This window comes from Gemmobacter sp. (assembly GCF_046292685.1).
GTDB lineage: Bacteria > Pseudomonadota > Alphaproteobacteria > Rhodobacterales > Rhodobacteraceae > Wagnerdoeblera.
The window spans coordinates 16125-37208 of sequence record NZ_JBKBQM010000016.1 but is presented as its reverse complement, the minus strand read 5'-3'; the positions used below and the strand labels follow the sequence as shown (position 1 = coordinate 37208).

The 21084-nt window shown below is 69.2% G+C and carries 19 protein-coding genes and 1 tRNA gene; 9 read left to right on the top strand and 11 right to left on the bottom strand.

Annotated elements, in window-relative coordinates; translation table 11 throughout:
- Positions 1–5: 5 nt before the first annotated feature.
- The 3 genes from ACK4S2_RS06550 (at position 6) to ACK4S2_RS06540 (ending at position 2815) form a co-directional block, all read left to right on the top strand.
- Entirely contained in the window at positions 6–1124 is a 1119-nt protein-coding gene (locus ACK4S2_RS06550; protein ID WP_409621822.1) for a pyridoxal phosphate-dependent aminotransferase, read from the top strand.
- A 64-nt stretch (positions 1125–1188) separates the two neighbouring features.
- Positions 1189–1548: a DUF305 domain-containing protein gene (locus ACK4S2_RS06545; protein ID WP_409621819.1), complete on the top strand. Its 360-nt coding sequence runs from the start codon at positions 1189–1191 to the stop codon at positions 1546–1548.
- 85 nt (positions 1549–1633) lie between these two features.
- Entirely contained in the window at positions 1634–2815 is a 1182-nt protein-coding gene (locus ACK4S2_RS06540) for an MFS transporter (RefSeq protein WP_409621816.1), read from the top strand.
- Positions 2816–2828: 13 nt separating this feature from the next.
- On the opposite strand, the gene ACK4S2_RS06535 is transcribed toward ACK4S2_RS06540, so the two are convergent.
- Positions 2829–3662, bottom strand: a complete 834-nt coding sequence (locus tag ACK4S2_RS06535) for an MBL fold metallo-hydrolase (RefSeq protein WP_409621813.1) — start codon at positions 3660–3662, stop codon at positions 2829–2831.
- Between the two features lie 174 nt (positions 3663–3836).
- Here ACK4S2_RS06535 and ACK4S2_RS06530 point away from each other — a divergent pair, with 174 nt between their 5' ends.
- A complete protein-coding gene (locus ACK4S2_RS06530; protein ID WP_409621810.1) occupies positions 3837–6128 on the top strand; it encodes an adenosylcobalamin-dependent ribonucleoside-diphosphate reductase in 2292 nt (763 codons plus the stop codon).
- A gap of 36 nt (positions 6129–6164) precedes the next feature.
- Here ACK4S2_RS06530 and ACK4S2_RS06525 read toward each other — a convergent pair whose 3' ends face one another.
- The 3 genes from ACK4S2_RS06525 to ACK4S2_RS06515 all read right to left on the bottom strand — a co-directional run bounded on the left by ACK4S2_RS06525 (position 6165) and on the right by ACK4S2_RS06515 (position 8584).
- Positions 6165–7061, bottom strand: coding sequence for a LytTR family DNA-binding domain-containing protein (locus ACK4S2_RS06525; protein WP_409621808.1), 897 nt, complete (start codon positions 7059–7061; stop codon positions 6165–6167).
- Positions 7062–7320: 259 nt separating this feature from the next.
- Positions 7321–7734, bottom strand: a complete 414-nt coding sequence (locus ACK4S2_RS06520; RefSeq protein ID WP_409621806.1) for a GNAT family N-acetyltransferase — start codon at positions 7732–7734, stop codon at positions 7321–7323.
- A 4-nt stretch (positions 7735–7738) separates the two neighbouring features.
- Positions 7739–8584, bottom strand: coding sequence for an AAA family ATPase (locus tag ACK4S2_RS06515; protein ID WP_409621803.1), 846 nt, complete (start codon positions 8582–8584; stop codon positions 7739–7741).
- 192 nt (positions 8585–8776) lie between these two features.
- Between ACK4S2_RS06515 and dksA the strand changes: the two genes are divergently transcribed.
- Together dksA and ACK4S2_RS06505 are read left to right on the top strand one after the other, a co-directional pair.
- Positions 8777–9199 (top strand): RNA polymerase-binding protein DksA, encoded by a 423-nt coding sequence (gene dksA / locus ACK4S2_RS06510; RefSeq protein WP_409621801.1) that lies wholly within the window; start codon positions 8777–8779, stop codon positions 9197–9199.
- Between the two features lie 91 nt (positions 9200–9290).
- A complete protein-coding gene (locus ACK4S2_RS06505) occupies positions 9291–10478 on the top strand; it encodes an FAD-dependent monooxygenase (protein WP_409621799.1) in 1188 nt (395 codons plus the stop codon).
- A 7-nt stretch (positions 10479–10485) separates the two neighbouring features.
- Here the strand turns inward: ACK4S2_RS06505 and ACK4S2_RS06500 are convergent, their stop codons facing one another.
- Positions 10486–11370, bottom strand: a complete 885-nt coding sequence (locus ACK4S2_RS06500) for a hypothetical protein (protein ID WP_409621796.1) — start codon at positions 11368–11370, stop codon at positions 10486–10488.
- 112 nt (positions 11371–11482) lie between these two features.
- Here ACK4S2_RS06500 and ACK4S2_RS06495 point away from each other — a divergent pair, with 112 nt between their 5' ends.
- Together ACK4S2_RS06495 and ACK4S2_RS06490 are read left to right on the top strand one after the other, a co-directional pair.
- Entirely contained in the window at positions 11483–13144 is a 1662-nt protein-coding gene (locus ACK4S2_RS06495; protein ID WP_409621793.1) for an ABC transporter permease, read from the top strand.
- A 54-nt stretch (positions 13145–13198) separates the two neighbouring features.
- Positions 13199–13274: transfer RNA gene (locus ACK4S2_RS06490), tRNA-Thr, on the top strand.
- Between the two features lie 35 nt (positions 13275–13309).
- On the opposite strand, the gene ACK4S2_RS06485 is transcribed toward ACK4S2_RS06490, so the two are convergent.
- From ACK4S2_RS06485 to ACK4S2_RS06460, 6 genes are all read right to left on the bottom strand, one after another.
- Positions 13310–15637, bottom strand: coding sequence for an ATP-dependent helicase (locus ACK4S2_RS06485; RefSeq protein WP_409621790.1), 2328 nt, complete (start codon positions 15635–15637; stop codon positions 13310–13312).
- 157 nt (positions 15638–15794) lie between these two features.
- Positions 15795–16871 carry an AbrB family transcriptional regulator gene (locus ACK4S2_RS06480; protein ID WP_409621787.1) on the bottom strand — a complete coding sequence of 359 codons (1077 nt, stop codon included), beginning with the start codon at positions 16869–16871 and terminating at the stop codon, positions 15795–15797.
- A 65-nt stretch (positions 16872–16936) separates the two neighbouring features.
- Entirely contained in the window at positions 16937–17143 is a 207-nt protein-coding gene (locus tag ACK4S2_RS06475; RefSeq protein WP_409621784.1) for a SlyX family protein, read from the bottom strand.
- The gene (locus tag ACK4S2_RS06470) at positions 17140–18177 is read right to left on the bottom strand and encodes an NADP-dependent oxidoreductase (RefSeq protein WP_409621781.1); all 1038 of its coding nucleotides are present in this window, start codon (positions 18175–18177) and stop codon (positions 17140–17142) included. Before ACK4S2_RS06470 ends, ACK4S2_RS06475 begins: the two co-directional genes overlap by 4 nt.
- Before the next feature lie 4 nt (positions 18178–18181).
- Complete coding sequence (locus tag ACK4S2_RS06465) at positions 18182–19594, bottom strand: FAD-binding oxidoreductase (RefSeq protein WP_409621778.1); 1413 nt, start codon at positions 19592–19594, stop codon at positions 18182–18184.
- A gap of 63 nt (positions 19595–19657) precedes the next feature.
- A complete protein-coding gene (locus ACK4S2_RS06460) occupies positions 19658–20236 on the bottom strand; it encodes an arylesterase (RefSeq protein WP_409621775.1) in 579 nt (192 codons plus the stop codon).
- 118 nt (positions 20237–20354) lie between these two features.
- Here ACK4S2_RS06460 and ACK4S2_RS06455 point away from each other — a divergent pair, with 118 nt between their 5' ends.
- On the top strand, positions 20355–21050 hold the full coding sequence (locus ACK4S2_RS06455; protein ID WP_409621772.1) for an ABC transporter ATP-binding protein: 696 nt from the start codon (positions 20355–20357) through the stop codon (positions 21048–21050).
- Positions 21051–21084 lie beyond the last annotated feature (34 nt).

Here is a 21084-nt window from a genome sequence, read left to right as displayed (position 1 = left end):
GGCCGATGCGCGGGCCGCGATACACGGATCTGGTGGCGGGGTTGCCTGCCTCGGTGCCCTTTGTCGGGCCCGAGGCGCAGGAACGCGCGCGGGGGGCGCCTTTTGCCGCGCGGCTTGGCGCGAACGAAAGCCGCTTCGGCCCGTCGCCTGCGGCGGTGGCGGCGATGGCGGCGGCGGCGGCCGATGCCTGGATGTATGGCGACCCCGAAGTCTTCGACCTGCGTGCGGCGATTGCCGCGCAGCATGGTGTCAGCCCGGCGCATGTGCTGGTGGGCGAGGGCATCGACGGTATCCTGGGCAATCTGGTGCGGCTGCTGGTGGCGCCGGGCGATGCGGTGGTCACTTCGGACGGGGCCTATCCGACCTTCAACTTCCATGTCGCGGGCTTTGGCGGCGTGCTGCACAAGGTGCCCTATCGCGGCGATCACGAAGACCCCGTCGCCCTGGTCGCGCGCGCGGCCGAGGTGGGGGCCAAACTGGTTTATCTGGCCAACCCCGACAACCCGATGGGCAGCTGGCACGATGGCGCGACCATCGCGGCGATGGTCGCGGCGGTGCCCGATGGCTGCCTGCTGGCGCTGGACGAGGCTTATGTGGACCTCGCACCCGAAGGCACCGCCGCCGAGATCGACCCCGATGACCCGCGGGTGATCCGGTTGCGGACCTTTTCCAAGGGGCATGGCCTCGCCGGGTTGCGGGTGGGCTATGCGCTGGCCGCGCCGGGGCTGATCGCCGCCTTCGACAAGGTGCGCAACCATTTCGGCATCGGGCGCGTGGCGCAGGCCGGGGCGCTGGCGGCCTTGCAGGACCGCGCCTGGCTTGCGCATGTGCGGGCCGAGGTGGTGGCGGCGCGCGCGCGCATCGGCGCCATTGCCCGTGCGAACGGTCTGGTGCCGCTGGCCTCGGCCACCAACTTCGTGACGGTGGATTGCGGCGGCGATGGCGCGCTGGCGCGGGCGGTGCTGGCCGGGCTGGTGGCGCGCGGCGTCTTCGTGCGCATGCCCTTCGTGGCCCCCCACGACCGCTGCATCCGCATCAGCTGCGGCACCGAGGCCGATCTGGCCGCGCTGGCCGCGGCCTTGCCCGAGGCGCTGGCCGAGGCGCGCCGCCTCACGCGGGCGTGACTTGCCTTCCTGCAACTGGAAGGCCGCATCACGCAGCAGAACGACTTGCAGCAGGAGACATCGCATGATCCGCATCGCCTTTGCCGCCCTTCTTGCGCTGGCCGCGCCGGTTGCCGCCCAGGGCACTGGACATTCCGGGCATGGCAGCCACGCCGCCGCAATGACCGAGGCGCCTTCGACCGGCGCCTTCATGGCCGCCAACGACCGCATGCACGGCGGCATGGCCATCGAATACACCGGCGATGCCGACGTGGATTTCATCCGCGGCATGATCCCGCACCATCAGGGCGCGGTGGACATGGCGCGCATCGTGCTGGAGCACGGCAAGGATCCCGAGGTGCGCAAGCTGGCCGAAGCGGTGATTGCCGCGCAGGAAGCCGAAATCGCCTGGATGAAGGATTGGCTGGCCCGCCACGGGCACTGAACGCGCGCCCTCGCGCCTGCGGGCCCTTGCAACCCGCAGACGACCCCGGCACAGTCGCGCCGCGAACCGGGGAGGAGACCGTGACATGAGGCTCGGCATTGCCGCGCTGGTGGTGGGCTATGTGCTCAGCCAGTTCTACAGGGCGTTTCTGGCGGTGCTGTCGCCGGCCTTGCAGGCCGATCTGGGGGCGACCCCGGTGCAACTGGCCGATGCCTCGGGTCTGTGGTTCCTGATCTTTGCGCTGGCGCAGATCCCGGTCGGCTATGCGCTGGACCGGGTTGGCCCGCGCCGGACCGTGGCCGTGCTGTTGGCGATCGGCGGGGCGGGGGGCACGGCGGTGTTCGCCGGCGCGACCACGCCCGGCGCCATCAGCCTGGCGATGGCGCTGATCGGCATCGGCTGCGCGCCGGTGCTGATGTCGGCCTTCTACATCTTTGCGCGCACCTATCCGCCGGCGGTGTTCGGCACGCTGGCAGGCGTGCTGATCGGGGTGGGGAGCATGGGCAACCTCGGGGCGGCGCTGCCCTTGTCGCTGGCGGTCGAGGCCTTCGGCTGGCGCGGCACGGTCTGGGCGCTGTGCGCGCTGACGCTGGTGGTGGCGCTGGTGCTGTGGCGCACCGTGCAGGATCCGCCGCCCGCCCCGGCGCCCGAAGGCCCGGGCGGCATGCGCGAGATCCTGATGCGGCCGGCGATGTGGGCGGTGTTTGCCATGCTGCTGGTCAACTATGCGCCTTCGGGGGCCATCCGGGGCCTGTGGGTCGGGCCTTATGGCGCGCAGGTGCTGGGGCTGGATGCCGCCGGCATCGGTGCGCTGACGCTGGCGATGGGGCTGGCGATGGTGGTGGGCAACTTTGCCTATGGCCCGATGGACCGGGTGTTCGGCACCCGCAAGGGCGTCGTGCTGTGGGGCAACCTGATCGGGGTGGCCTGTCTTGCGGTGCTGTGGGTCTGGCCGGCGCCGGGCTATCTGGCCGCGATGCTGCTGCTTGCGGCCGTAGGGTGCTTCGGCATGTCGTTCCCGCTCTTGATGGCGCATGGCCGCGCGTTCTTTCCGCCGCATCTGGTGGGGCGGGGGGTGACGCTGTGCAACCTGTTCGCCATCGGCGGGGTCGGACTGTTCCAGATGCTGTCGGGCCGGGTGTACGATGCAGCCCGCGCGCCGGGCGCCCCGCCGGAAGCCGCCTTTGCCACGCTGTTCGGGTTTTTCGCGCTGGTGCTGGCGGCCGGGTGCCTGGCCTATGCCTTCAGCCGCGACCGCACCGACTGACGGCGGCGCGCGCTCAGCGCAGCATCTGCGGTTGCAGCGCGATGATGGTGGGGCGCCCCGGCAGGTCGCGCAGCCCCAGTTCGATGTGGTTCTGGTCCAGCCGCACCACGTCGAACTCGTCCTTCATGCCTTGCAGGAACAATTCCAGCGCGGTGCCCGAAAACCAGTGCATCGGCAGCACGACCGAGGATTTCAGCCGGCTGATGACCCGCATCATCTCGGGCAGGCCCATGGTGTAGCCGCCGTCCACCGGCACCATCACCACATCCAGCCGCCCCAGCGCGGCATATTGCGCCTCGTCGGGTTCGTGGTGCAGGTGACCAAGATGCCCGATGCACAGGCCCGCCGCCTCGAACACGAAGACCGAGTTGCCGTTGCGCCGACCGCCGCCTTCCCAGCCGCCGCGCGTGTCGGTATGCACGTTGCGCACCCGCATTTCGCCAAGGTCGAGGTCGTGGTTCTGCGGATCGTCGGCCGTGCCCCAGCCTTCCAGCACATGCGGAATGCGCGGGTCGGGGTTTGCGGTCCAATGGGTGCTGTGGCTGTTGTTCATGGTGACCACGGTGGGCACGTGGTCGGCCGAGCCCAGCATCCCGGTATAGTCGGTCACCGCCGTCAGCCCGCCGGGCGTTTCGATCAGGAACATCGCGTGGTGCAGAAAGCTGATGCGCACCCGATCCTGCGCGATGGGTTGGCCGAAGGCCGCGCGGTGCACCACCTCCAGCCCCGGCGCCTGGGCCAGCGCGATGCAATGGCTGGGAATGCGCGTGCCCACCGCGCCGGGCACCTGGGCGGCGGCGGGCAGGGCCGCCAGCGGGATCGTCATGGCAAGGGCAGACAGGCGCATCGGTCCTCCGCAAGGCAGGGCAGGGCAGGCGGCTTTTGCCGAGGGTAACGCGGTTTGCCCGCCTGTCAGCCCGCCGCCATCGGCCCTCACGCGATGGTGAGAAAGCCGCCCGCGGTTGACCCGACCGGGGCAGCGCACTATCCTCGCCCTTCCGCCCCCGCCCGAGGACCATGCATGAGCCGTTTCGACGCCCCCATCGCCGCGCAGATCTGGGACATGAAATACCGGCTGAAAGAGGCCGACGGCACCCCGGTGGACGGCACCGTCGAAGACACCTGGCGCCGCATCGCCCGCGCGCTGGCCGAGGTCGAGGCCGACCCGGCGCATTGGGAACAGCAATTCTATTCCGCGCTGGAGGATTTCCGCTATCTGCCGGCCGGGCGCATCACCGCCGGCGCCGGCACCGGGCGCAGCGTGACGCTGTTCAACTGCTTTGTCATGGGCACCATCCCCGACAGCATGGCCGGCATCTTCGACATGCTCAAGGAAGCCGCGCTGACGATGCAGCAAGGCGGCGGCATCGGTTACGATTTTTCCACCATCCGCCCGCGCGGGGCCGAGGTGAAGGGCGTGGCCGCCGATGCCAGCGGGCCACTGAGCTTCATGGATGTCTGGGATGCGATGTGCCGCACCATCATGTCGGCCGGCAGCCGCCGCGGCGCGATGATGGCCACGCTGCGCTGCGACCACCCCGACATCGACGCCTTCATCACCGCCAAGCAGGATCCGGCCCGCCTGCGCATGTTCAACCTCAGCGTGCTGGTGACCGATGCCTTCATGGACGCGGTCAAGACCGATGGCCCGTGGGAATTGCAGTTCGGCGGCAGGGTTTACCGCACCGTGCAGGCGCGCGACCTGTGGAACCGCATCATGCGCGCGACCTACGATTACGCCGAGCCGGGCGTGATCTTCATCGACCGTATCAACAAGGCCAACAACCTGGCCTATTGCGAAACCATCGCCGCCACCAACCCTTGCGGCGAACAGCCCTTGCCGCCTTATGGCGCCTGCCTGCTGGGGTCGGTCAACCTTGCGCGGCTGGTGACCGAGCCCTTCACCCCCCGGGCCAGGCTGGACCCGGCCGCTCTGGATGCGCTGGTGCGGGTGTCGGTGCGGATGATGGACAACGTGGTCGATGCCAGCCGCTTTCCGCTGCCGCAACAGGCCGAGGAGGCGCGCGCCAAGCGCCGCATCGGCCTTGGGGTGACCGGGCTGGCCGATGCGCTGCTGATGATGGGGCTGCGCTATGGTTCGGATGCCGCGGTGGCCCAGACCGAAGCCTGGATGAAGGCGATTGCCCGCGCGGCCTATCTGGCCTCGGTCGATCTGGCGCGCGAAAAGGGGCCGTTTCCGCTGTTCGATGCCGAAAGGTTCCTTGCCTCGGGCAACATGCGCAACATGGATGCGGATGTGCGCGAGGCGATCCGCACCCACGGCATCCGCAACGCACTGCTCACCTCGATCGCGCCCACGGGCACCATCAGCCTTTATGCCGGCAACGTGTCGTCGGGCATCGAGCCGGTGTTCGCCTATGCCTATACCCGCAAGGTGCTGCAACCCGACGGCAGCCGCAGCGAGGAGGAGGTGGTGGATTACGCCGTGGCGCTGTGGCGGCGCCTGCACGGCGATGCGCCCTTGCCGGACTATTTCGTCAACGCCCAGACCTTGCCGCCGCTGGACCATGTGCGCATGCAGGCCGCGGCGCAGAAGTGGGTGGACAGCAGCATTTCGAAAACCATCAACTGCCCCGAGGACATTTCCTTCGATGCCTTCAAGGATGTCTACCTCGCGGCCTGGGACATGGGGTGCAAGGGCTGCACCACCTATCGGCCCAATGACGTGACCGGCTCGGTGCTGAGCGTTTCGGAAAGCTCGGACAAGGTGCCGGCCGAGGCACCCGATCAGCTCCGCGCCAGCAGCGCGCAAGGGGCCGAGGTGGTGTATCTGTCCGAACCGCTGGACCGGCCCGCCGCGCTGGAAGGGGCGACCTACAAGCTGAAATGGCCCGACAGCGAACACGCGCTTTACATCACCATCAACGATATCGTCGTCGCCGGCCACCGCCGGCCGTTCGAGGTGTTCATCAACTCCAAGAACATGGAACATTTCGCCTGGACCGTCGCGCTGACGCGGATGATCTCGGCCGTGTTCCGCCGCGGGGGCGATGTGTCCTTTGTCGTCGAGGAACTGAAGGCCGTGTTCGACCCGCGCGGCGGCGCCTGGATGGACGGGCGCTATATCCCTTCGATCCTCGCGGCGATCGGCGGCGTGATCGAACGGCACCTTGTGGCCATCGGTTTCATCGCCGGCGAAGGGCTGGGGCTGAAGTCCGACCCCAAGGCCGAGGCGGTGCGGGTGGGCGAACGCCCGCGCGGGCCGGCCTGCCCGTCGTGCGGCAGCTATGCCATGAAGATGGTCGAAGGCTGCATGACCTGCGCCGACTGCGGCCATTCGAGATGCAGCTGACCTGACGCGGTGCGGGGGGCGCCGGTTTCCGGCGGCCTAACCCGTCGGCGCCTCCTCGGGTTCGATGTTCAGCGCGTCGCGGATCTCGGCAACGGATTTGCGGCTGATCGGCCAGGTCTGGCCGTCGCGGTCGGTGATCTGCGGCTGCCCGCGCGTATAGGCCACCGCCACCACCTCGTCGCGCCGGATCCACAAGGATCGGTGGCACAACCAACCCTTTTCGGCCGGCAACAGCGCCACGGCGTCGCGCAGGCTCATGCGCAACAACGTAACGCCCTGGTCGGTCACCACCTCGACATACTGGTTGGCGGCATGGATGCGGCGGATGCGCCCGCGCCGGTCGGGCGGCAGTTTCAGCAGCAGGGGCACCCGGACGCCGACCTTGGGCGACCAGATCGGCACCAGCTCGGGGATATTGCCCAGCCTTTCGCGCAGGATCGGCGCCACGGCATGCACGGCGACAAGGGTCGAAGGCAGGGTCAGCGTCGCCTGGCGGAGCAGGCGCACCCAGCTCCATTCGAAACCGGGCACGATCAGCAGCGACAGCGCTTGCGAGCCGACAACCGCGACCAGCCACAGCGTCATCGGCACCGCGACGAACGGCACCCCGCGCGGCATCGCCCACCACAGGATGGGCCCCAGCAGCAGCCAGTTCACCCCCCAGAACACCAGCACCTTGGCCGAGGTGATGAGGTGGCCGACATATTCCGGCGCATCGAGCTTGGGGTATTCCGGTTTCATCAACCCGACGAACAGCAGCGTCAGCGGCAGCGCATAGGTGTAGAGCGTTACCGGATGCTTCATGTAGGCATGGGCCGCGGCAACGAAGTCGGCCTTGCCGCGCAGGTTCTCGCGCATCATGCGGCGCGTTTCGGGCGGGCCGAAGACCCGGTCGCGCCAGTTTCGCGCAAGGCCTGCAATTGGGGTGGTCATGGTCCTTGCGCCGATATAGCCTTCCGGCGCCCTGTCTACCGCGCCGCCCCGGCGCTGGCCAGAAGGTTTGCAATGGTGCCGGCGTCATCGGAACGAAGGTTCGGCAAGATCCGATGACGCTCGCAACATGTGTTGCGAATCCAATACTATAGACCGGGGTCCGGCCACCTTCATGTCATCGGTGGCCGCCGGTGCGCCTGCGATGCGAAAGGAGAGTCAGGTCGAGCAGGGGAACGGGGCATCGGCCGTTGCGCGAGAATCAGTGGTCGTTGCCGTCGTAGATCCACATCGAACGGGTGCGGCCTGCCGGGGCGAAGCCCAGCTTTTCATAGAACCCGATCGCGTCGCCATCGGCCATGATGACGTGCTGGTGAAACCCGGCATAGCGCGCGATCATCGCGCGCAGCAGGGCGCTGCCGATGCCTTGGCCTTGCAGCGCGGGGTGAACCAGCAGGTGCGGATAGTAGACCACCAGGGCACCATCCGACACCGCATTCACAAGCCCCGCCAGCCGTGCGCCTTGCCAGGCGGTCAGCAGGCTGTGCGACCCGCGCAGGCCAGCCATCAGCTGATCCGGTTTTTCCGCGCTGGACCAATGGTTTGCGCGGTAAAGCTCCAACACGTCGGCCAGGTCCGGCACCCGGTCGTCGCGGATATCCGGAACCTCGGCCACCGTGTCACCGCCCCTGCTGGCGCCGGGCCATGAAGGCGAGGCGTTCGAACAGGTGCACGTCCTGTTCGTTCTTCAGCAAGGCCCCGTGCAGCTTGGGCAACAGGCTGCTGCCGTCGCGCTTGAGGTCTTCGGGCGACAGATCCTCGGCCAGCAGCAGCTTCAGCCAGTCGAGCACCTCGGAGGTCGAGGGCTTCTTCTTCAGCCCCGGCGTTTCGCGCAACTCGTAGAACTGCGTCAGCGCGGTGGTCAGCAGCGCATCCTTGATGCCGGGAAAGTGGACGGCGACGATGGCGCGCAGGGTCTCGATATCGGGAAAGCGGATGTAGTGGAAAAAGCAGCGCCGCAGGAAGGCGTCGGGCAATTCCTTTTCGTTGTTCGAGGTGATGATGACCACCGGCCGGTGCCGGGCGCGGATGGTTTCGCCGGTTTCGTAGACGAAGAATTCCATCCGGTCCAACTCCTGCAAGAGGTCGTTGGGGAACTCGATGTCGGCCTTGTCGATCTCGTCGATCAGCAGCACCACGCGGGTGTCGGCCTCGAACGCCTGCCACAGCTTGCCCTTGCGGATGTAGTTCTTCACATCCTTGACCCGCTCGTCGCCCAACTGGCTGTCGCGCAGGCGGCTGACGGCATCGTATTCGTACAGCCCCTGTTGCGCGCGGGTGGTGGATTTGACGTGCCATTCCAGCATCGGCAACCCCAGCGCAGCGGCGACCTGGCGGGCCAGTTCCGTCTTGCCGGTGCCGGGTTCGCCCTTGACCAGCAGCGGGCGCTGCAAGGTCACGGCGGCGTTGACGGCAACCGTCAGGTCTTCGGTGGCGACGTAGGTTTCGGTCGAGGCGAATTTCATCGGGTTTGCGGTCCTTTGCGCGGGCTGGCGCGGACAATAGCATGCTGGCCCGCCCCTGCAACCCGGCGGCATCCCCGGCCGGAATCCCTCGTGACAATCCCCGGCGCATGGTCTATGGACCCCGCCAGAAGGAGGGGCCGCATGTCCGTTTCCGACCATCCGAACCGGCCGGCCCCCGCACGGGGAGCAGTCATGAAAGCCGAAATCTTCCTGCCCGAGGATTACCGACCCGCCGAGGACGAGCCGTTCATGAACGAGCGGCAACTGGAATATTTCCGCCGCAAGTTGCTGGTCTGGAAAGCCGAATTGCTGGACCAGAGCGCCGAGACGCTGGAGGGCCTGCACGACAGCGCCCGGTCCGTGCCCGATATCGCCGACCGCGCCAGCGAGGAAACCGACCGCGCGCTGGAGCTGCGCACCCGCGACCGCCAGCGCAAGCTGATCGCCAAGATCGACGCCGCGCTGCGCCGGATCGAGAACGGCGAATACGGCTATTGCGAGATGTCGGGCGAACCGATTAGCCTCAAGCGGCTGGATGCCCGCCCGATCGCCACCATGACGCTGGAAGCGCAGGAAAAGCACGAACGCCGCGAGCGCGTGCACCGCGACGATTGACCCGATCTGCCCGGGCAAGACCGAGGTCGCTGCAGTGACCGCCGCGCCGGGGTTCTGCCCCGGCGTTCGCATTTGCAAAAAAGGGAACCCGATGCTGAAGGACCGACCGATCACCGTGCTGGGCGCCGGTGTGGCCGGGTTGGCGGTCGCGCGGGCGCTGGCCTTGCGCGGCGCCGCGGTCACCGTGCTGGAACAGGCCGACGCCATCCGCGAGGTCGGCGCCGGGTTGCAGATCACCCCCAACGGGGCGGCGGTGCTGCGGGCCCTGGGCCTGGGCGATGCCTTGGCGGCGGCGGGGCTGCGTTCGGCCGGGGTGGCGCTGATCGACGGGCCGTCGGGCGCGCCGGTCGCGCGGCTGGACCTGGGCCGGCTGCGCCCGGGGCAAAGCTGGCAATTCGTGCATCGCGCCGACCTGATCGACCTGCTGGCCCAAGGCGCGCGCGCCGCCGGCGCGGACATCCGCCTGTCGCACCGGATCGCCCGGGTGGACCTTTCGCCCGAGGGGCCGGTGCTGACGACCGCAGATGGCGAGGCGCTGCGTCCGGGGCTGGTCATCGGCGCCGACGGGTTGCATTCGGCGGTGCGGGCGGCGCTGAATGGCCGGGTGGCACCGTTCTTTACCCGGCAGGTGGCCTGGCGCGCGGTGATTGCGGCCGAACCTGACGCAGCACCAGTGGCCGAGGTTCACATGGGGCCGGGGCGGCATCTGGTCAGCTATCCGTTGCGCGGCGGCCGGTTGCGCAACATCGTGGCGGTCGAGGAACGCGGCCGCTGGGTCGAGGAAAGCTGGTCCCTGCAAGACGATTCGCCCGATCTGCGGCTGGCGTTCGAGGGCTTTGCCCCGCGGGTGCGCGGCTGGCTGGACCAGGTGCAGGAAAGCGGGCTCTGGGGCCTGTTCCGCCACCCGGTCGCCCGGGTCTGGGGGCAGGCGGCAACGGCTGTGCCCGACCGCGGCCTTGCCCTGCTGGGCGATGCCGCGCATCCGACGCTGCCCTTTCTGGCGCAAGGCGCCAACATGGCGCTGGAGGATGCCTGGGTGCTGGCGCGAACGCTGGACGAGGCCGGCGATCTGGCCTCGGCGCTGGCGGCCTACCAGGCCGCGCGCGCCACGCGCTGCGCCCGCATCGTCGAGGCGGCGAATGCCAATGCGCGCAACTACCACCTGCGCGCGCCGTGGCGCGGTTTTGCGCATCTGGGCCTCGGTGCGGTGTCGCGTCTGGCGCCGGGGCAGCTTTTGCGCCGTTACGACTGGATTTACGGGCTGGACGTTACCGCCTGAGCCGCCTTTACGGGGTCAGGAACCGCACCCCTTCGATGCCGGCGATGCGCGCGCAATCCTGGTCGTAAAGGGCGCTCAGGCGGGCGACGGTTTCGTCCGTCCAGCCCGGCAGGTCGATGGCGGTATCCATCCGTTCCGGCACGGCGAACTGCGACAAGAAGGCGGCGATGCCTTCGGTCCAGGCGGCATCGGTCGCGGGGCGGGCGTCCGTGGCCCAGGCGGTCAGGCGCCGGGCGCCTTCGTCGGTCATCAGCCCTGAGGGCAACGCCAGCGCGCCTTCCAGCGCCTCGCCCTCGGCGTGGCCGGCGACCGCGCGCAGGATCGCAGGCCACAGCACCGGTGCGTCCTCGTCGCACCAGACGGTCAGGCTGGCATCGGGGCAGGCGGTGCGCAGGCGCCCGACCAGCTCGGACCAGCGCAGGGCGCCGGCGTCGAAGCCGTCGGGCAAGGGATCCTGCCCCTTGCTGCGCCGGCGGGCCGACAAGGCGGGCAGCCAGGTGGCCGGGTTGCGCAAGGCCAGGTGAAAGGCGATGTCGCCTTGCGGGAACAGGGCGGCCAGGCCGCGCGCCCGCGCGCCGGCGGCCGGATAGAGTTGCGCCTGTGTCACCGCATCGCGCGGAAAGGCAAGAAACCCTTCGAACGACAGCACAAGCCGGGTTGCCGCGTCGTCCTCGTCGGCAGGCAGCAGCGTTTCCAGCAGCGCCTCGGACTGGCTTTCGTCGGGCAGGCGCCCGGCAAAGGCGGCGGCGGCCGCACGCAGCAAGGCCGGGTAGCGGTCGGGGTCGGGCACGGCGATGCCTTGCGCCAGCAAGGCGGCACGGTTGCGGAGCAGCACACGCAGCAGGCCCCCTTCGTCGGTGCAATGCGCCCCGAGGTGATAGACGATCTGCATGCGCCTCAACCTTTCCTGCAAGGGCTCTGCGGCCCCTTCGTGCCGCGCAGTATAGGCGCTTTTCTTTACAGGCAAACCGCTTTCGGTGTAAGCGCGGCCGATGGATACCGCCATGCCCCCTGTTTCCCGCCGCTTGCGGCGCCTGCCCGGCCTGTGGCCGCTGCTGGCCTTTGTCATCGCGGCGCTGGTGCTGGTGCCGGTGGTGTCGGTGCTGTGGATGGCCTTCAACCCGGTGGAAAACATCTGGCCGCACATGCTGGCCACCACCTTGCCGCGCTATCTGGCGAATACCGCCGTGCTGATGGCGGGGGTGGCGGTGCTGACCGCAGCGGTGGGCACCGGGGCAGCCTGGCTGGTGACGATGTATCGCTTTCCCGGGTCGAAGGTGCTGGATATCGCGCTGCTTCTGCCGTTGGCGGTGCCGGCCTATATCGGTGCCTATGCCCTGGTCGATCTGCTGGAATATGCCGGGCCCGTGCAAGGCGCCTTGCGCGCGGCCTTCGGCTGGGCCACCCCGCGCGACTACTGGTTTCCGCCGGTGCGGTCGCGCGGTGCCGCGGTGGTCGTGCTGGCTGCGGCGCTTTACCCTTATGTCTACCTTCTGGCGCGGGCGGCGTTCCGCGAACAGTCGGGCAATGCCTACGAGGTGGCGCGTGCCTTGGGCGCAGGGCCTTGGGGGCTGTTCTGGCGGCTGGGGCTGCCGCTGGCGCGCCCGGCGATTGCGGCCGGCGTGGCGCTGGCCTGCATGGAAACCGTGAACGAATTCGGTGCGGTCACCCATTTCGGGGTGCAGACGCTGACCACCGGCATCTTCTCGGTCTGGTTGACGGCCGGCAACGCGGGCGGTGCGGCGCAACTGTCGCTGGTCAGCCTGGGCGTGATTCTGGCGCTGATGCTGGTGGAACGGGCCGGGCGCCGTCAGGCGCGGTTCCACCGCGCCGCGCGCCAGTCGCGCCCGGTGGTGCCGCGGCGGTTGACGGGCTGGCGCGGGGGGCTGGCGACGGTGCTGTGCACGGTGCCCTTCGCGGCCGGCTTCGTGCTGCCGGTGGCGGTGATCGGCTGGCATGCGGCGCGCAAGCCCGAATACTGGGTCGCCCCCGGTCTGGGCCAGGCTCTGTGGAACACGATCGCGGTCGGCGGTCTGGCGGCAGTGCTGTGCACCGCGTCGGCGCTGGTCATGGTTTACGGCCTGCGCATGGCCCGGAACCCGGCGGTGCGTCTGCTGATGCCTGCCACCACACTCGGCTATGCCGCGCCGGGGGCGGTGCTGGCGGTGGGGCTGCTGATTCCGGTGGCGGCGTTCGATCACCGTCTGGCCGATGCCGTGCTGGCGCTGACCGGCCGCGACCCCGGGCTGCTGCTGACCGGATCGGCCAGCCTGATCGTGCTGGCCTATGTCGTGCGCTTCTTTGCCATTGCGCAAGGGGCGGCCGACAGCGCGATGGGCCGCATTGCGCCTTCGCTGCCGCTGGCGGCGCGGTCGCTGGGCCAGACCGCGGGCGGCACGCTGGCCCGGGTGCACCTGCCGCTGATCCGCGGCTCGGTCGGGGTCGCGCTTCTGGTGGTGTTCGTCGATTGCGTCAAGGAACTGCCGGCCACGCTGCTGCTGCGCCCCTTCGGCTACGATACGCTGGCCACCCGCGTCTACGAAAAGGCCAGCACCGAAGCCCTGGCCGAAGCTGCCCCCGCCGCGCTGCTGGTGATGGCGGTGTCGCTGCTGGCGGTGGCGCTGCTGGCGCGCGGCACCCGCAACGGCGAGGCGGCGGTGACCTGAGCCCGGCGCCCGGCGCTTGCCTTGCCCCGGGGGCTCCGCTATCAGGGACACGGCGCCGGCATAGCTCAGCTGGTAGAGCATCTGATTTGTAATCAGAGGGTCGGGGGTTCGAGTCCCTCTGCCGGCACCATCCCGCACCCGACCATCGGTCACAACGCCGGGTGCTCAGAACGGCACGTCGTCCGCCCGGTCGGCGGCCACCACGAAGGCCGCCATCAGGTGCTTGACCCCGGCCTTGTCGAACGCGACCGTCAGCTTGTCGCCCTCGGCGGCCGAAACGGTGCCGTAGCCGAACTTCTGGTGAAACACCCGCGCGCCCGGCGCATGGGCCGGCGCGGCGGTCGCGTCGATCGTCAGGCCGCGCGCCTCTTTCGGGGCGGCGACGCTGCGCGGTCCGGTCCCGCGCGCCTGCATGCGCTGCCAGCCGGGGCTGTTGTAGACATTGGCCTGCGCCGCGCGGGTTTCTACCGTGGAGGTCGCCGCCGCCCCGAAGCCGCCGCCATACAGGCCGGGCGGCGTCAGCACCTCGACATGCTCGGGGGGCAATTCGTCGATAAAGCGGCTGGGCAGCTGGCTTTGCCACTGGCCATAGACCCGGCGGTTGGCGGCAAAGGAAATCGTGCACAACCGCTCGGCCCGGGTGATGCCCACGTAGGCCAGGCGCCGCTCCTCCTCCAGCCCTTTCAGGCCCTGTTCGTCCATGCTGCGCTGGCTGGGGAACAGCCCGTCCTCCCAGCCGGGCAGGAACACCACCGGGTATTCCAGCCCCTTGGCCGCGTGCAGCGTCATGATGGTGACCTTTTCGGACGCATCCTCGGTGTCGTTGTCCATAATCAGCGCGACGTGTTCCAGGAACCCCTGCAAGGTGTCGAACTGTTCCAGCGCCTTGACCAGTTCCTTGAGGTTTTCCAGCCGCCCTGCGGCATCGGGCGACTTGTCGGCCTGCCACATGGCGGTATAGCCCGATTCGTCCAGAATGGTTTCGGCCAGGCGGATGTGGTCGTAGCCCGGGGTCGCCGCCACCACATGCCAGCGCGCGATGCCGTCCAGAAAGCCGCGCAAGGCGCCCGCGGCGCGCCCCGACAACCCGCCTTGCGCCAGCAGCGCCGCCGCCCCGTCGATCAGGCTGCCGCCGCAGGCGCGGGCGGCGCGCTGGATATCGGCCTGCGCCTTGTCGCCCAGGCCTCGCTTGGGCAGGTTGACGATGCGCTCGAAGGCAAGGTCGTCCTCCAGGCTGACCACCAGCCGGAAATAGGCCATGGCATCGCGGATTTCCTGACGTTCATAGAACCGCGGGCCGCCGATCACGCGGTAAGGCAGGCCGATGGTCAGGAAACGGTCCTCGAAGGCGCGCATCTGGTGCGCCGCCCGCACCAGAATCGCCATGCCGTCGGGCGACACCGGATCGCGCCCGCGATGGCCGCGCTGCAACGCCTCGATTTCCTCGCCGATCCAGCGGGCTTCCTCCTCGCCGTCCCAGTGCCCGATCAGGCGGACCCGTTCGCCTTCGGTCAGGTCGGTCCACAGCGTCTTGCCCAGCCGCCCGGCATTCGCCGCGATCACGCCCGAGGCCGCGGCCAGGATATGCGGGGTCGAGCGGTAGTTCTGTTCCAGCCGCACCACCTGCGCACCGGGAAAATCCGTCTCGAACCGCAGGATATTGCCCACTTCGGCCCCGCGCCAGCCATAGATCGACTGGTCGTCGTCGCCCACGCAGCAGATGTTGCGGTGCCCCTGCGCCAGCAGCCGCAGCCACAGATACTGCGCCACGTTGGTATCCTGATATTCGTCTACCAGGATGTAGCGGAACCAGCGCTGGTATTGCGCCAGCACATCGGCATGGGTCTGAAAAATGCTGACGCAATGCAGCAGCAGGTCGCCGAAATCGCAGGCGTTCAGCGTGCGCAGCCGCTCCTGATAGGCGGCATAAAGCTCGATCCCGCGGTTGCCGAAGGCGCCGGCCTCGGACGATGGCACCCGCTCCGGCGTCCAGGCGCGGTTCTTCCACGCATCGATCAGCCCTGCCAGTTGCCGCGCCGGCCAGCGCTTTTCATCCAGATTGGCCGCCGCGATCACCTGCTTCATCAGGCGGATCTGGTCGTCGGTATCCAGAATGGTGAAATTCGCCTTCAGCCCCACCAGTTCGGCATGACGGCGCAAGAGCTTGACCCCGATGGAATGGAACGTGCCCATCCAGGGCATCCCTTCGGCCACCGACCCCAGCAGGCGGCCGACCCGCTCCTTCATCTCGCGCGCGGCCTTGTTGGTAAAGGTCACGGCCAGAATCTCGTTCGGCCGCGCCTTGCCGGTGGCCAGCAAATGCGCGATGCGCGTGGTCAGGGCCTTGGTCTTGCCGGTGCCGGCGCCGGCCAGCATCAGCACCGGGCCATCCAGCGCCTCTACCGCCGCGCGTTGCGCAGGGTTCAGCCCGTCCAGATAGGGCGCGGGCCGCGCGGCCATCGCGCGGGCAGACAAGGGCAGGGTGTCGGTCATGGCATCATCCGGGAACATGCGTGCAGTATAGCGGATCGGGCGGCAAGGAAAAGCTTTGTTCGCCGAATGTTCATGACTCCGGCCTGCGTTCATTTTCTGTCGATAAATATCCCGGGGTCCGGGGCAGCGCCCCGGTCTTGCCGCGGTTCCAGGCTCATCAGAGGAAGCGAAGCCCCGCGCGCGCCACCACCACGGCCAGCACGATGCGCAGCAGATGGTGCAGCGTCACGTAGACCGCCGACATCTGCAGCGAAATCGCCACCAGCGCCATCTCCGAGATGCCCCCCGGGGCAAAGGCCAGGATTACAGCGCTGGCAGGTTCGTCCACCGGGCCCGCCAGCACCACCGCAATGCCCACCGCCAGGGCCAGCGACACCACGATGGCCACCACCGAAAGGCGCATCGCCAGCCACAGCCGCGGCAAGGCCATGCCGGCAAAACGGGTGCCCAGCGTGGTGCCCACCACCCATTGCGTCACCGTGATGGCCCAGTCGGGCGGCGTTGCCGCCGTCAGCCCCAGCGCATGCGCCAGCCCCGACAGGGCCAGCGGCCCCGACAACACCGCGGCCGGAAAGTTCAGCCGATGCGCCCCCCAGTAGCCGACGACCGCGGCCCCGGCCAGCACCGCCACGTCCCAGGCGTGCAACGGCACATCCGCCCCCGGCATCTCCACGCCCGAGCCCGACCCCACGGCGTGCCCTGTCACCAGCGCAAAGGTCAGCGGCACCAGCACGATGCACAGGATCAGCCGCAGGAATTGCAGCATGATGACCATCTGCATCTCGGCTCGGCGTTCCTCGGCCATCTCCAGCGCCTCGATGAAGCCGCCGGGCATGGCGGCGAAATAGCTCGACACCGCATCCACCGCGCCGAGGCGGCGGTAAAGCTGAAAACTCGCCCAATGCGCCAGCGGCACAAAGGCGCAGACGGCCAGCAGGCTGGGCCACCAGCGCAAGGCCTGGTCCACGATGTCGCGCGGAACGCTGGCCCCGATCGCCACGCCGATCACCGGCACCAGCGCAAAGCGCCAGTGCGGCGGCACGCCCGGCAGCGCCCCCCAGAACCGCACCCCGACCACCGCCGCCACGGCCACCGCCAGCATCGACCCCAGAAGAACGCCCAAGGGAAGCCCGACCGCCCATCCCGCCAGCCCACCCAGTGCCCCCAGTGCGAATGTCGCAGCGACCGGGGCCGGCCGGTGGCCCCGCATCAAGCCTTTGCGCCAGTCCGTCATGCCCGCAACCCTTTTGCGGGCAGACCATCACCGCAAGCCGGCAGATGCAACCCCCTAACCGCCCGCTACCAGTGCGGCGGGCGCTGGTCGGCCAGGGGAATGGCGCCGCCTTCCGCCTCGCGTTCGGCCTCGCGTTCCATCAGCAGGCCGATGCGGCGGTTCAGCGTGGCGATCTCGCGTTCCTGGCGGGCGACGACATCGGACAGGTCCTCGACCATGCGCTGCAACTCGGCCGCCAGCGCCTCCAGCCGCGTCAGGCGATCCTCGGTCATGCGGCGGCCTCCGGGTCGGCGCCGATGCGCACCAGCTGCTTGCCATCGTTCCCGCCGCGCAGCAGCGACAGGAAGGCGGCTGGCGCGGACCCCAGCCCCTCGGCCACGGTTTCGGCCCAGCGGATGCGGCCGGCGCCCACCATCGGCAGCACCTCGGCGAGGAATTCGGGGTAATGCGCCTGATGATCGGTCACGATGAATCCCTGCACCGTCAACCGCTTGACGAGGATCGTCTGCCAGACCGGCGGCAGGGGCGGCGGGCTTTCCGCGCCGGAATACCAGGCGATCGCACCGCACAGCGCGATGCGGCCGTGGTCGTTCATGCGCGGCAGCACGGCTTCCAGCGTCTTGCCGCCGACATTCTCGAAATACACGTCCACGCCATCCGGGGCCTGTTCGGCAATCGCCTTCGACAGCGCGCGCGCATCCGGCGCGCCGCGATGGTCGAGGCAGGCATCCGCCCCATAGTCCAGCACTGCGCGCGCGCATTTCGCCGCCCCGCCGGCCACGCCGATCACCCGCATCCCGCGCGCCTTGGCCAGCTGGCACACCATCGACCCGACCGCCCCCGTGGCGGCCGAAACCACGATGGTTTCGCCGGCCTTGCCCCGGGCGACGCGGTTCAGCCCGATCCAGCCGGTAAAGCCCGGCATCCCCAGCACCCCCAGCCAGGCCGAAAGCGGGGCCGCCTTCGGGTCCACCTTCGTCACGCCGGCGCCATCGGTCACCGCCTGTTCGGCCCAGGGAAAGTAGCCGAAGACCACATCGCCGGCGACAAAGCCCGGATGGCGGCTTTCCGCGACTTCGGCCACTGCGCCCGCCTGCATCGGCGCGCCGACCGCGATGGGCGGCACATAGGATTTCGCCGCACTCATCCGGCCGCGCATGTAGGGGTCGAGCGACATCCAGATCAGCCGCACGCGGAACTGCCCTTCGGCCAGCGCGGGCAAGGTGGCGGTTTCCAGCCGGAAATGTTCGGGGCCCGGTTCGCCCTCGGGGCGGGCGGCCAGCACGATCTGGCGGGTTTCGGTCATCGGGTCACTCCGTGGCAGGGGGCAGGGTCTTGCCGGGGTTGAGCGTGTGCTTCGGGTCCAGCGCCGCCCGGATCGCGCGCATCACGTCCAGCGCGACCGGGTTCTTGCGCCGCGCCATGCTGGGCAGCTTGGACAGCCCGATGCCATGTTCGGCCGAGAAACTGCCGCGAAGGCTCAGCACCACGTCCTCGATCATCTCGCGGATGGCGTCCAGATGCGCAGGGTCGTCGCGGCTGGGGAACACGGTGTAATGCAGGTTGCCGTCGCCCAGATGCGCCACGGTGACATCGGTGGCGTCCGGGTCCATCGCGGCCAGCCGGGTCTGCGCCTCGGTCAGGAAGCTTTCCACCCGGTCCAGCGGCACGCAGACATCGGTATCGACCAGCGGGGTCTGCGTCAGGGTGATTTCGGCCGCCGCCTCGCGCCGTTCCCACATGCGGCGGCGCTGGGCATCGGACCGCGCGATCACCGCGTCCAGCACGGCGCCTTGCTCCATCAGGGTGCCCAGCGTTTCTTCCAGCAGGTCGGTCAGCGGCACGGTGCCATCCTCGCGCGCGGTGCAGTCGCGCGGGGCGGTGGCGCCCAGTTCGACCAGGATCGTCACGTCATGGAGGGTGTCGAAGGGTTGGCCAAGGTCGGGGCGCCGCTGACCCAGCCGGGTCATGTAGCTGCGCGGCATGAATTCGAACGCCTCGACTAGCCCGCCGGTGGCATCCTGCAGCCGGTGCAGCAGATCGAGCGCGGCCGAAAGCGACGGCGCGGCCAGCGTGGCGGTGGCATGGGCACGGGCGGCGGGCACCAGCTTCATCACCGCTGCGGTGATGATGCCCAGCGTGCCTTCGGCGCCGATGAACAGATCCTTCAGGTCGTAGCCGGTGTTGTCCTTGTGGCTTTCGCTCATCAGGTCCAGCACGCGGCCATCGGCCAGCACCACCTCCAGGCCCAGGCACAGGCCTCGGGTGGACCCATAGCGCAGCACGTTCGACCCGCCGGCATTGGTCGAAAGCGCGCCCCCCAGCATGGCCGACCCGCGCGCCCCGAACCACAGCGGGAAATACAGCCCCTCCTCTGCCGCCGCCTCGTGCAGGCGCGACAGCACGACCCCGGCTTCGGCCGTCACGGTGCGGGCCGCGGGATTGAGCGCACGGATGCGGTTCAGCCTTTCCAGCGACAGCATGATGGCGCCTTGGGCATGGGTGCCGCCGGCCAGCCCCGTGTTGCCGCCGACGGGAACCACCGTGGCGCCGGCGCCTTGGGCCACGCGCAGCACGGCGGCGACTTCGGCGGTATCGGCGGGCCGCACGACGCACAGCGGCTGCCAGCGGTATTTCCGGGTCCATTCGCGGGTATGGGGCTCGGTATCGGGTCCGGTCAGCACATGGGCCGGGCCCAGCAGCGCGCGCAGGGTGTCAAGCATGGGTTCCTCCGTCAGCCACGAGCTTTGCGCGAAACCGTTCCGGGCGCCAGAGGGCTCGCAGCGTCAGCTTTTCGCGGCGGCGTTCAAGAGCTCCAGCACCTTCGGCCCCATGCCCTCGACGATCTTGGCCACGCCTTCCTTGTTGGGGTGGATGCCATCGGCCTGCATCAGCTCGCGCATGATCGAGCGTTCGGTTTCGCCCCGCACCAGCGGTTTCAGAAAGGGCTCGCCCAGCAACACGCCGTGCCTGGCAGCCAGTTCGGCATACATCGCGTCGAAGGTCTGCTTGTAGGCGGGGCCATAGTTCCCCGGCGCCTCCATCGGCATCAGCAGCACCGCGATGCCGCGAGCCGCAGCGCCCGTCAGGATCGCGTCGAGGTTGGCCTTGCTGGCCGCCGGGTCGATGCCGCGCAGCAGGTCGTTGCCGCCCAGGGTCACGATCATGGCATCGGCGGGTTCGGCCAGCGTCCAGTCCAGCCGGGCAAGGCCCCCCGCCGTGGTATCGCCCGACACCCCGGCGTTGACCACCGTCACCGCGCGGCCCTGCGCCTGCAGCCAGGCCTGCAACTGCGGCACGAAGCCTTCGCCTTCGGCCAGGCCGTAGCCCGCTGTCAGGCTGTCGCCCAGGGCAACCAGCCGCATCGGATCCGCCGCGACGGAAACTGCCAGCCCGAACGTGACGCAGAGGTTGAGAACCGCGATGCGCGCCCCATATCGGGCGGTAAGGATCACGGAACGGATGCGGGACAAGGCGATATTCATGAGCGAGACGGTGCTTTCCCTGGCAGACGCGCGGCTGGTGCTGGCCGGCAACGCCGGGCCGGTCGAAATCCTGCGGGGCATCACGCTGGAGGTCAAGGCAGGCGAAACGCTGGGGCTGGTCGGGCCTTCGGGGTCGGGCAAGTCGTCGCTCCTCATGCTGATGGGCGGGCTGGAACGCGCCACCGGGGGCCAGGTTCATGCACTGGGGCAGGATCTGACCGCGATGGACGAAGACCAGCTGGCGCGCTTTCGCCGATTGAATATGGGGGTGGTGTTCCAGTCTTTCCACCTGATCCCGACCATGACGGCGCTGGAAAACGTGGCGGTGCCGCTGGAACTGGCCGGGGTGACCGATGCCTTTGCCCGCGCCGAGGCTGAATTGCGCAACGTGGGCCTGGGCGCGCGCACCGATCATTACCCGTCGCAGATGTCGGGCGGCGAACAGCAGCGCGTGGCGCTGGCGCGGGCGGCGGTCACGCGGCCGCGGATCCTGCTGGCCGACGAGCCGACCGGCAACCTCGACGGTGCCAACGGGGCGGCGATCATGGACCTTCTGTTCGGCCTGCGCGACCGGCACGGCGCCACGCTGGTGCTGGTGACCCATGCGCCCGACCTGGCCGCCCGCTGCGACCGGGTCGTGCGGCTGGTCGATGGCCGCATTGCCGCCGATACCCTGCGCGCGGCCGCAGAATGAGGCGCCCGGGGGGGTGGGGGGGGGCGGCTGCCCC

What these genes read in the sequence shown, in the direction of transcription:
- ACK4S2_RS06465 (WP_409621778.1), bottom strand. Translation starts at nt 19,594, where the DNA reads ATGCTTGACACCCTGCGCGCGCTGCTGGGCCCGGCCCATGTGCTGACC.
- ACK4S2_RS06515 (WP_409621803.1), bottom strand. Translation starts at nt 8,584, where the DNA reads ATGAAATTCGCCTCGACCGAAACCTACGTCGCCACCGAAGACCTGACG.
- ACK4S2_RS06535 (WP_409621813.1), bottom strand. Translation starts at nt 3,662, where the DNA reads ATGCGCCTGTCTGCCCTTGCCATGACGATCCCGCTGGCGGCCCTGCCC.
- ACK4S2_RS06550 (WP_409621822.1), top strand. Translation starts at nt 6, where the DNA reads ATGCGCGGGCCGCGATACACGGATCTGGTGGCGGGGTTGCCTGCCTCG.
- ACK4S2_RS06500 (WP_409621796.1), bottom strand. Translation starts at nt 11,370, where the DNA reads ATGCAGATCGTCTATCACCTCGGGGCGCATTGCACCGACGAAGGGGGC.
- ACK4S2_RS06475 (WP_409621784.1), bottom strand. Translation starts at nt 17,143, where the DNA reads ATGACCGAGGATCGCCTGACGCGGCTGGAGGCGCTGGCGGCCGAGTTG.
- ACK4S2_RS06470 (WP_409621781.1), bottom strand. Translation starts at nt 18,177, where the DNA reads ATGACCGAAACCCGCCAGATCGTGCTGGCCGCCCGCCCCGAGGGCGAA.
- ACK4S2_RS06455 (WP_409621772.1), top strand. Translation starts at nt 20,355, where the DNA reads ATGAGCGAGACGGTGCTTTCCCTGGCAGACGCGCGGCTGGTGCTGGCC.
- ACK4S2_RS06545 (WP_409621819.1), top strand. Translation starts at nt 1,189, where the DNA reads ATGATCCGCATCGCCTTTGCCGCCCTTCTTGCGCTGGCCGCGCCGGTT.
- ACK4S2_RS06495 (WP_409621793.1), top strand. Translation starts at nt 11,483, where the DNA reads ATGCCCCCTGTTTCCCGCCGCTTGCGGCGCCTGCCCGGCCTGTGGCCG.
- ACK4S2_RS06525 (WP_409621808.1), bottom strand. Translation starts at nt 7,061, where the DNA reads ATGACCACCCCAATTGCAGGCCTTGCGCGAAACTGGCGCGACCGGGTC.
- ACK4S2_RS06480 (WP_409621787.1), bottom strand. Translation starts at nt 16,871, where the DNA reads ATGACGGACTGGCGCAAAGGCTTGATGCGGGGCCACCGGCCGGCCCCG.
- ACK4S2_RS06530 (WP_409621810.1), top strand. Translation starts at nt 3,837, where the DNA reads ATGAGCCGTTTCGACGCCCCCATCGCCGCGCAGATCTGGGACATGAAA.
- ACK4S2_RS06485 (WP_409621790.1), bottom strand. Translation starts at nt 15,637, where the DNA reads ATGACCGACACCCTGCCCTTGTCTGCCCGCGCGATGGCCGCGCGGCCC.
- ACK4S2_RS06540 (WP_409621816.1), top strand. Translation starts at nt 1,634, where the DNA reads ATGAGGCTCGGCATTGCCGCGCTGGTGGTGGGCTATGTGCTCAGCCAG.
- dksA (WP_409621801.1), top strand. Translation starts at nt 8,777, where the DNA reads ATGAAAGCCGAAATCTTCCTGCCCGAGGATTACCGACCCGCCGAGGAC.
- ACK4S2_RS06460 (WP_409621775.1), bottom strand. Translation starts at nt 20,236, where the DNA reads ATGCGGCTGGTTGCCCTGGGCGACAGCCTGACAGCGGGCTACGGCCTG.
- ACK4S2_RS06505 (WP_409621799.1), top strand. Translation starts at nt 9,291, where the DNA reads ATGCTGAAGGACCGACCGATCACCGTGCTGGGCGCCGGTGTGGCCGGG.